The organism is Acetivibrio cellulolyticus CD2 (genome assembly GCF_000179595.2).
In the GTDB taxonomy this organism is placed as follows: Bacteria; Bacillota; Clostridia; order Acetivibrionales; family Acetivibrionaceae; genus Acetivibrio; species Acetivibrio cellulolyticus.
In genome coordinates, this window is the sequence record NZ_JH556658.1 from 339,688 (window position 1) to 347,849 (window position 8,162).

Below are 8,162 nucleotides of genomic sequence, written 5' to 3' on the forward strand. Positions count from 1 at the left end.
TAGTCTCTCTTTTTGCCAGCTTTTTTCACTGGAAGATCTATATTTGTAAGGTTTAAGAACACATCTCCTCGATCTATATAGTTATATACTGTCTTTGTACATATTTGGGTCTCAAACTCTAAGCCTTTCGCTTCTATCTCTCCTATCACTGCATCTGGGGAATACTTTCTTTTACAATCTTTTTTCTATGTGTTTGACTAATTTGTGGTCTTTACCTATCTTTAATCCAGGTCCTTTGTTCCTTGCATTCTCATAATATATTCGTTGCCCTACATCTGCACAATATTCTTCTCTGTAAGTCAAATCAGAGTTCACAAGCTTTATCTTTCCCCTCGATATTTCTCTTTCTATTGTTCTGATACCTCTTTGCATGCGCTGTGCTATTTCATAAGGTTTTAATCCCTCTTTTAACAATATTTCAATACTATATCTTTCTCTTGCTTTTAGGTGTTTATATTTTTTTGTTTTTGCGGTATTATTAATCTGGCTCATGGTTTTCTCCTTTGTTTGTTTTTCGTGGTTGCTAAACATTATACAATGGATTTTACCATGAGTCTCAATTTTTTGCTTCTTCCGTCACTTTATTTTACAACTTACCAAATATCTTACTGAAAAAGTAGTTTCTTTTTTTTCCTCAAGGCAGTTGAAAAGTGGGGATAGGTTTAGTATACAATTTGAAAATGAATTTCAAGTTAGGGAACTATATAATACATTGTCTCAATATCCAAATGTAGAGAGATTTATATACTACAATGATGATGGGGTATTAACTTATGAAACTTTTTGTATTATAACAGATGGGTTAAGGATAATAGTCAGTGCTACTATTGATGGAATCCAGCCTGATTTTATGACATTGTTAAGAAATAAAGTTGGATTTGAAGGACAGTTTATAAATACATGTATATTGTTTATTCATCATACTACGTTAGATAGCTTAATAAAAGGTGCTGAGAGTCTTCATAAAGAAGGTATGCCCATAAATATTAAAACAGTTGTCGGAGATATAAATAAAGTAATACATAACTCTAGATTAAGTAAAACAGATAAACTTTTGATGGAAAGAGTGCTGGAACATAAAAATAAGGAAATATTTGATGATGCTTCATCAATATTTGAATATGAATATCTGCTAAATGCCATACAAAATAGTACGCTTACTTCTGAAAATTACAAAGATTTCGGTTTGTTTTATGATGCTGATCTTGATACAGTGCCTGTGGCTCAGGCAAAAGAGAGGATTAAATTAAATTTTTTCCTGTTTTCAAATGTTGATAGAATTCATAAGTATGGAAACCCTGATGAGGATTTAGAAAAATTCTTTGATGATAAAGGTATTGAGAAGCTTAAAGCAAAAGATTGGGAAAAAACAGACTTCAGGTATGTTCTGGCTTCATATGAAAATAAAAAGAATGCTTCTGTTATTGGATATATAGAAAAAGAAAATAAATTAACAGAAGAGGGGTTAGTGTATTGGGAAAGGCCGGAAGCTGAATCAAAAGCTAAATCAAGGATTAGAAATATTTTAATTTTTAACTGTAAAAGGCTTGAAAAAATTGCGATTGAATTTAACTTTGATGATTATACCAAAAGTCAATATATAATTGATGACGATAAGAAGATTTCAAGTTCATCACAGGCCGGTAAGAAAATACGAACAATAATTAATCATAGTGTTGGGAAGACAACTTTTTGTAAGGTTACATATAAAGATGAAGATGTAAAGTATGAATTTAGGATAGCTGTGGTTGAGTGTACAGAAAATATTTTAACAGACATTAAATCCTGTTATACAGTGAATTATATAAAATCTAAAGATAAATTTATAGCGATAAATACAGATGATGATAAATTGGTTTTAAACCCAAAAGCACCACATTCAATTGAAGAAACAATCAGAGACTATTGCTTAGATGTTCAATTACTTTCAGAAAACCAATCATTAACATTGATTAAGGAACTGGATGAACAGGATAATGAACAGGAATTTATCAGAATACAGCTTGATTATTGCAATTCAGTGATACCTTTAGCGTTAAGAGAGCAGATTGAAAAGCCTGATGAAATAACAGGCATAAAAGCTTGGAAATTAAAAAGAGAGCATAAACTTAATTTTGAGTACAAGGATAATAATAAATTTGTGCATGGAACAAAAGAATATTATGCTAAGAAAGATTTCAAATATCATATTGATTTGGAATTGAAAATTATTGAAGATGAAGGTTTATATTTCATTGAAAATGATGAAAGAAAAATTTATTCGGAAGAAATAAATATTGATAGTGAGCTAAGAAAGCTATATTTGGAATTAATTAAATACTATAAGGTTAGAGGTTTATTGCCTAGCTTGACATATATGGATGATGTTTTAAGTGTATTGTCTGTTAAGTATGTATCAAAATTTATTGAACTGGTCAGTGAAATTCAAGATAGTGTTCCGTTAAATTCGTCACAAAGAGATTTGATTAAATTAGGTACAATTGAGAGGACAATTGAAGAAAAAGAAATAATATTTACTCCGTTACATCCTTTAAATGTAGCATATCAGGTAGTTTTAAATGATGTAATTGGTAATGATGAAATAGATGACAACTACTTGAGAAGGTTAAGTCCGATTAATCTTTTACCGTATATAAATAGTGATTATGATAAAATCTATAAACCTATTGAACAGCAAGTTGCTCCAGAATGGAGTTATTATGTGAATTATAAGATTCCAAGATATAAAGGATCTAGAGCTTTTGTTGCAAGGCTTGCAAAAGATAAGATAAGTGAATTTGTAGAGCATTTTTCATACTTATTTATAAATAATAGTAGTCCAATAATATTAAAACTCATAAATTTGGGTGATTGTAAAGAAATTCTACAAGGAATATTTGAATACTATTTAAGTGAAATAAATAGTAAAAAGAAACTTAAAGAGTTATTGCCAATAAATTTGCATATTTATTGTGAAGGAAATACTCCTAATGTTTTTGAAGAGATATCATTTTACAATGATACTCAACAAGTAAAAGATGAGTTTGGAATAAGACTAGATAGTGATATTTATACAGAAGAAGAAATTCTTAATATGTTTAGAGAAAAAGTTCATTTTTACATGAAGGATAACTCCAACCAGGATTATGAGTATTGTCATATTGCTTTTTACCAAATGGATCAGCACGTAAAAGAGACTTATGGTAAAATGGCAGATATTAATTCAGGCGTATCATTAGATGGTTTAATGTCGGGGGTACCTTCTGTATATATTGGTGATTCATATAGGACAGGTTTTGGAACTAAATTTATGAGTGAAAACAATAATATTTTACTTGACCTGTCTGTGAAACTGAACTCATTGGCGAGAACAGCAAGAAAGCTTGATCCATATAATCATTCTGAATGTATTATTACAGCAATATCAGAAAAGGATAAGAAATCTTTGGATCAAGTGTATAACACGTCCCATTGGGTGACTTTTATTGAACCTAAAGTTGATTTGAACTTTTTTAAGCCGGAAGATGAAGCAAATGACCTATTAATTATTCATTATAGCGATCAGTACACTTCATCAAGTGGTTATGATGCTATAACTGTTACAAGAAGGTCAAAGCAATATCAGGCTATCATAGAGGAATATTTGCAACAAAAGAATGTAACTGTGTGCGAAGGCGAAATAACTAAAGTTATTGATTTATTTAATTCATTAAATGGAGATTGGCTCCTTAGGATGATGTCCTATAACAATCACTTTCCAAAAGAAAAACTGAGTATTTTGTCAGCTGTAAAGATAAGTCTGGCTTATTTCTATCATCCAGATATAATATGGATTCCTGTGTCTTTAGAGGAAATATTGAGGATTTCCGGTGGAACTGGATTGTCAAAAGGGGAGGGATTATTTTCTGCAAAATCATTGGGTGCGAAAGGGTCATTAAGTGATGACATATTGTTAATTGGAATACAAGAGAAAGATGATAAAATTAAGGTCCATTATTACCCTATTGAGGTCAAAATTGGAGAAAATGAAGCTAATGTTATAAATAAGGCAGTAGAACAGGCTCAAAAGACAAGAAACTTGCTGGATGAAAAGTTAAATGACAGTAAATATATAAGTGTTTTATACAGGAACTTTCTTATTCAATTAGCTATAGTAAGTGCAGAAAAAATGAAACTGTATGATATATGGCCACAACAAAATTGGGATAAGATTATTAATACTCCAGTCAGGACGAAGCTTCTAAATAATGATTATGAGATAAGCAATGAATTAGATCGCTTTATTGGTCGAGGGGCTGTATTATCTTTTAAAAAGCATGCTTATGATAGAACAATGAAAATGCAGGATGATATTCGGGTTTTAACTTTAATTGAAAATGACGGATATACAAATATTCTTAAGGATATGGAAAATCTGAAAGAATACTATGTGAATGGTACTTGTGATTTGAGTAAGGATGAAATGCTTGTAAATAAATATAAAGCCGGTAATATTTGTGAAGACGAGGTTCAAACAGAGACTAAAACTTACACAAAACCTGATGAGAAAATTGTAACAATTGTAGCAGAAGAAGTTATAGCTGAGACTAAAAAAGAGGTACCTGTTAAAAAAGAAGAAATGAAAATATTATTTGGACATTCAAAGCTTGATAATATGCCTATTTATTGGTATCCAACTTCAACTCATAAAGTAATGCATACCAATACTGGTATTATTGGAACAATGGGAACTGGAAAAACACAGTTTACCAAATCATTAATCACTCAGTTATATACAAATTCTGTTAATAATGTGAACGGAACAAAAATTGGAATAATAATTTTTGACTATAAAGGTGACTATATAAAACCTGACTTTGTTGAGGCTACAAATGCCAAGGTATATAAATTGTTTAATTTGCCGTATAATCCTTTGGCTTTATTCCTGACGGATAATCCTAAACCACTATTACCTTTACATACTGCAGATAATCTAAAGGAAACTATTTCAACTGCTTTTAATCTGGGACATGTCCAGAAGAATTCCTTAAGAGAATTAATACTTGAAGCTTACAAAAAAAGGGGTATTGATATCAGTGATAAAAGTACTTGGAATAGATTTCCGCCTACTATTGAGGATGTTTATTCAATATATAAAGATAGAGAGAATATTAAAGAAGATAGCTTATATAGTGCTTTAGCTGATTTGTCATTGTTTAAAATTTTTGAATCCGATCCATCAAAAACCAAACCGCTTTTTGAAATAATTGATGGCGTGACTGTAATTGACTTGTCTGGAAATAATGAAACCATTCAAAATCTTGTAGTTGCTGTTACTTTGGATATATTTTATAACCAAATGCAGGTTACTGGTCATAGTGTAATTGATGGCAATTATCGAGAAATTACAAAGATGGTATTGGTCGATGAAGCAGATAACTTTTTAAGCAAGGATTTTAGAGCTATAAAGAAGATTATGAAGGAAGGAAGAGAGTTTGGTGTTGGGACAATTCTTTCTACTCAGTTGTTAAGCCATTTTTCAACAGGCGATAATGAGTATGAAAATTATATTTCGACATGGGTTGTTCATAGGGTGACTGATGTAAGTAATAAGGATATTAGGTATATATATAATACTCAGTCGAAGGCTGAGGAAGATAGTATTTTAAATAAGGTTAAGCAATTGGAGAAACATAATAGTATGGTTAAGTTGGATGGAAAATTAGAACCAATACTCATTAAGGATAAAGCTTTTTGGGAGTTAGTAAATAAATGACCTTAAGAAGAATTATTGTGGAGGTTTATTACTTATGACTACATCAAACTTTATAAATGATTGTATAAGTGATGCAGATTATCTAGGATATCTACCTTATATTGAGGCTTTTGAGTATTTAATATGTAATCACAATAATCTTATGAGTTTACCAATTGTTTTCGGTATACATGGGAAATGGGGAGTTGGTAAGTCAACTTTTATGAATTTGGTAAAGGAACGTTTAGACAAAACAAATAAGTTCTTTACTATTGACTTGAACCCTTGGGAGTATGGAAACGATAATAACTTTGTAGCTACATTTCTAGCAAAGTTGTATAAGACAGTTGAGAATGATTTGTGTAACGAGGAGAAGAAACAACCTGATAGATTGGCGTCATTATTCAAAGCTATTGTTAAACCTTTAAAAATCACATCAGACTTTAAGTTGGCCAAGGTTGAATATGATTTTTCAAAATTAAGTTTTGAGAGTCAAAAGCAAATTGTTGACGAATATATATCTGAAAGTTATGCTTTAAAAGAAACAATCAAATTTATATTAGATGCAGAGATTTTTTTAACAAAAAAAGTAGTGGTTTTTGTTGACGATGTGGACCGATGTCCTACTGAAAAGGTTATGGAAGTAATTGAATCCATTAAATTAGTGCTTAACTCAGAAAATTGTATATTCTTCTTGGGCTGTGATAAGGAATATCTAGAAAATGCATTAAATGTTAAGTATAAAGACTTTTTAAGATTTATTGAAGGAAGTCAAATACCCGCGGAAAAAAATGAAGAATATAAATTACATAATAATTTTAAAAATTTCTCTAGAGAGTATTTAGAGAAGATTATTCAAGTTCCATTTAATATTCCTTCATTAAATGAAAAATCAATAGAGACTTATATTGATTGTATTCTAAATTCAAAAATATCATCAACAGAAGCTCAAATTGATTATAATTGTGACTATTATAAAGAATTTAAAAAGTCTTTACCACAGAAATTATTATCTAAATTATTTGAAGAAGTGAATATTAATCCTAGAAGGATAAAAAGGATCTTAAATTTAATTTTTTTAAATTATATTTTTATTAGATTTAAGTTTAATAATGCTGAAAATAGTAATAAGTCAATTGATTTGGATATTTTGAGTTTTTTAGGCTTTATAAGAGATTTGGAACAGGAGTATTATAAAACTTTTCTATCAGGGAAAAGATGTAAGAGCGTATTTAAAGATCAGTATTATGTATATGTAAATAATTTATCAAATAATAAGAATGATGATGACAAAAGTGTTCAAAAAGATAAACATCTTAAGAATGTATTTGTAAATGAATATTTTAAATTGTTCTTTGATTGCACGAAAACTAAATCCATTGAATCTTTGGATAAAAAGCTCCAAAATATTAATGTATATATTAGTGTTAGCAATATTACAACTTCTGAGGAATATAAGGAGAATAATTGGGGTACAGTAGGTGAAATCAAATCCGAAATAACTAGTAAAAAAATATCCGTTTTTTTAAACAGACTAAAAGGTGCTGATGTATTTCAAAATTTTTTAATATGGTTTTTTGAAAATTTGTATGATGATAAGAAATATTTTATTGGGTTACAACGAAATATACATATATATAAAGGTCAATATAACAGTAATACAGACCTAGATAGTTGTTTCTTATTTAGAATTGAATACAGTGAAAAAGAAAATAAGCTTTTCATTCGATTTGAACGTGGTAGCAATTTAACGAGTATATTAATAAATGAAATAGAGAAGATTGAAGAAATAAAATGTTATGAAAAGACAAAGAAACAATTTGTAATTGAAAACATAACAAGCAATGAAGAAATGGATGACATTAAGATAGTTCTTGAAAATTTAATTAGAAAATCCTTGAACAATTAGTTTGCTAAGTAGTTAATAAAAATAGACAAGGGGGTAACAAAAATGAAATTACAGAATATTGAGGTAGAACTAAAAGATATTTTATTGGATCCAAATAACCCTAGATTAGTTGAATTTGAAGGGTATGAACAAGTTGAAGAAAATGAATTTTATTTAAATACTGTTCAGGAAAGAACTTTGAAAATTATGTTGCAGAATTTTGATATAAATATAATACAAAATTCTATAATAAACAATGGGTTTATTAATGTAGATCAGATAGTTGTTAAAGCTGTTGAATTTGATGTAGGCACTAAATATATAGTAATAGAGGGTAACAGAAGAATTGCTGCTTGTAAAACAATCATTACTGAATCAGAAAAGGGTAGAAGCATAAGTGATATTATTATTGAACAAATTAAAAGACTCCCAGTAATCGAGTTAATTGAGGAAGATGGAGACACTGAGGTTGAAAATATGATCAAGGGTCTAAGGCATATATCTGGACCAAAAGAATGGGGAGCATATCAGAAAGCAGCGGTTATTGTTTCTGCCCGAGTT

General features: G+C 29.4%; 3 protein-coding genes and 1 pseudogene. 3 read left to right on the forward strand and 1 reads right to left on the reverse strand.

The annotated features are described in order from the left end of the window. Positions 1-492: pseudogene (locus ACECE_RS27960) on the reverse strand (transposase); the annotation flags it as partial. A gap of 91 nt (positions 493-583) precedes the next feature. Between ACECE_RS27960 and dptH the strand changes: the two are divergent. The 3 genes from dptH to ACECE_RS0217345 all read left to right on the forward strand — a co-directional run. After that, positions 584-5,734 carry a DNA phosphorothioation-dependent restriction protein DptH gene (gene dptH / locus ACECE_RS0217335; protein WP_026073895.1) on the forward strand — a complete coding sequence of 1,717 codons (5,151 nt, stop codon included), beginning with the start codon at positions 584-586 and terminating at the stop codon, positions 5,732-5,734. A gap of 34 nt (positions 5,735-5,768) precedes the next feature. Continuing rightward, a complete protein-coding gene (locus ACECE_RS0217340; protein ID WP_010249524.1) occupies positions 5,769-7,622 on the forward strand; it encodes a KAP family P-loop NTPase fold protein in 1,854 nt (617 codons plus the stop codon). A gap of 42 nt (positions 7,623-7,664) precedes the next feature. Then, a partial coding sequence (locus ACECE_RS0217345) for a hypothetical protein (RefSeq protein WP_010249526.1) occupies positions 7,665-8,162 on the forward strand: 498 nt, incomplete at its 3' end.